The 2,306-nt window shown below is 33.9% G+C and carries 3 protein-coding genes; 2 read left to right on the top strand and 1 reads right to left on the bottom strand.

Annotation, left to right across the window (positions count from 1 at the left end; translation table 11 throughout):
* Positions 1 to 45 precede the first annotated feature (45 nt).
* Positions 46 to 1,371: a M16 family metallopeptidase gene (locus AC061C_RS15590; protein ID WP_478291931.1), complete on the bottom strand. Its 1,326-nt coding sequence runs from the start codon at positions 1,369 to 1,371 to the stop codon at positions 46 to 48.
* Between the two features lie 235 nt (positions 1,372 to 1,606).
* Between AC061C_RS15590 and rplU the strand changes: the two genes are divergently transcribed.
* Together rplU and rpmA are read left to right on the top strand one after the other, a co-directional pair.
* Positions 1,607 to 2,029 (top strand): 50S ribosomal protein L21, encoded by a 423-nt coding sequence (gene rplU, locus AC061C_RS15585; RefSeq protein WP_103998998.1) that lies wholly within the window; start codon positions 1,607 to 1,609, stop codon positions 2,027 to 2,029.
* A 23-nt stretch (positions 2,030 to 2,052) separates the two neighbouring features.
* Positions 2,053 to 2,306 (top strand): 50S ribosomal protein L27 (rpmA, locus tag AC061C_RS15580; protein ID WP_478291930.1); only part of this gene is annotated, 254 nt, incomplete at its 3' end.

Raw genomic sequence — 2,306 nt, 5'->3', positions numbered from 1 at the left:
ACAAGCTTGATATAATTAATATTGATTTTTTCATAATGCGATATCTTAGTTTTGAGCTTTGTCTTTAGATGGAACATAATCCAAAACTAATCTTTGATTTGGATTTAAATATTTCTTAGCAACATCTCTAATTTCCTCACGAGAAATAGATCGGTAGATTTCAATTTCGGTATTGATTAGATTAACATCACCATATAATAAATGGTAGGTTGCTAAGTTATCAGCAATACCATCGATAGTTGCGTTACTATTCACGTATTGATTTTCGAATTTGTTCTGTAATTTTTGCAAATCTTTTTCAGAAAGTAGTTCTGTTTGTAGTTTTACAATTTCTAAATCAATTTCAGCAAGAATGCTCTCGGCGGTGTTTGGTGCTTGTGGCAAACCGTAAATTATGTAGCTTCCGTAGTCCTCTTGATTGTTGCTAAAAGCACCAATTTGTAAAGCCATTTTCTTATCGTCAACTATTTTTTTATACAATCTTGAACTTTTTCCATCGCTTAAAATAGAAGAAATCATATCCAATACTCTAGCATCTCTAGTTTTCATAGATGGCGTTCTGTATGCCGCAACGATAGCCGGAATTTGAATGTTAGCATCTTCAAATTTTGCTTTTATAGTTTGTGTAATTGGTTCTTCAACAAATGTAGATCTAACAATTTCAGCTCCTTTTTTTATTGGTCCAAAATACTTTTGAATCCATTCCTTGGCTTGGTCATTTTTGAAATCACCAGCCACAATTAAAACAGCATTGTTCGGAATGTAAAATTTCTTGTTAAAGGCTTGGAATTCTTCTAAAGTTGCAGCGTCTAGATGGCTCATAGAACCAATAGTTGCCCAGCGATACGGGTGTTTTGTAAAAATATTCTTTTTAACTTCTGCTAAAAAGTTTCCGTACGGTTGGTTGTCAACACGCAATCTTTTTTCCTCTTTTACCACTTCATTTTGTGTATCAACCCCAATTTGGTTAATTACTGGGTGAAGCATTCTTTCAGCTTCCATCCATAAACCTAATTCTAGGTTATTTGAAGGGAAAACTTCGTAATAATAGGTTCTGTCATCGGTAGTATTGGCATTGTTCACACCACCATTACCGGTTACAATTTTAAACCATTCGCCGCGTTTAATATTTTCAGTTCCTTCAAATAATAAATGTTCAAAAAAGTGAGCAAAACCAGTTCTTTCGGGATTTTCGTCTTTGGCACCCACATGGTACATCACAGATGTGATCACAGTAGGAGCTGATGGATCATTGTGTAAAATTACATGTAAGCCATTGTCTAATTTGTATTCCTCAAAAGCTACTTTCTGCGCAGAAGCGACTCCTCCTAGCATAAACACAGCACCTAAAGCCATTAATGAATTTTTCATAAGGTTAATAATTTTGTTAATATGAGTATTAGTAGTATTCCTATTTATTTTGTTACATCGAATCGGCAACAGAATACAACTTTAACAACTGTTCAATTTGAGTGCCAAACACTAGGGTTTAAAAGTGAACTAAATCAAGTGTTTAGCAAGTAAAAAATAATTTTCGCAGTACCAATTGCAGGTTAAAAATTTAATTGTATATTTGCAACCTTAAAAATTATTAAAACAATTCAGTATGTATGCAATCGTAGAGATAGCAGGGCAACAATTCAAAGTAAGCAAAGACTTAAAGGTTTATGTTAACCGTTTGACTAATGAAGAAGGTTCAAAAGTTTCTTTTGACAAAGTTCTTTTATTAGATGATAACGGAACTATCACTTTAGGCGCCCCAGCTATAGAAGGTGCTTCAGTAGAAGCTAAAGTGTTACAACACTTAAAAGGAGATAAAGTTATCGTTTTCAAAAAGAAAAGAAGAAAAGGATACAAAAAGAGAAACGGTCACAGACAGTATCTTACTCAAATTGTAATTGAAGGTATTACTGGTGTTGGTGCAAAGAAAGCAGCTCCTAAAAAAGCAGCAGTTGAAGCAACTACAGAAGAAGTTGAAGCTCCTAAGAAAAAGGTAGCTAAAGCTAAAAAAGAAGACACAAAAGAATAATAACAAAATAAAACTAATACGTCATGGCTCACAAGAAAGGTGTCGGTAGTTCTAAGAATGGTAGAGAATCAGAATCAAAACGTTTAGGCGTAAAGATTTTTGGTGGTCAAGCTGCTATTGCTGGGAACATCATCGTAAGACAAAGAGGTTCAAAACATAATCCAGGTGCTAATGTTTACATCAGTAAAGATCACACACTACACGCAAGAGTAGATGGAGTTGTTTTCTTCCAAAAGAAAAGAGATAACAAATCTTATGTTTCTATCCTTCCATTTGA

It is taken from the genome of Flavobacterium sp. GNP010 (assembly GCF_056428945.1).
Note: the sequence above shows the minus strand (reverse complement) of the source record. Positions and strands in the feature narration are given on the sequence as shown.

Excerpts from the sequence above, each read along its gene's own strand:
- AC061C_RS15590 (WP_478291931.1), bottom strand. The coding sequence starts at position 1,371 with ATGAAAAATTCATTAATGGCTTTAGGTGCTGTGTTTATGCTAGGAGGA.
- rplU (WP_103998998.1), top strand. The coding sequence starts at position 1,607 with ATGTATGCAATCGTAGAGATAGCAGGGCAACAATTCAAAGTAAGCAAA.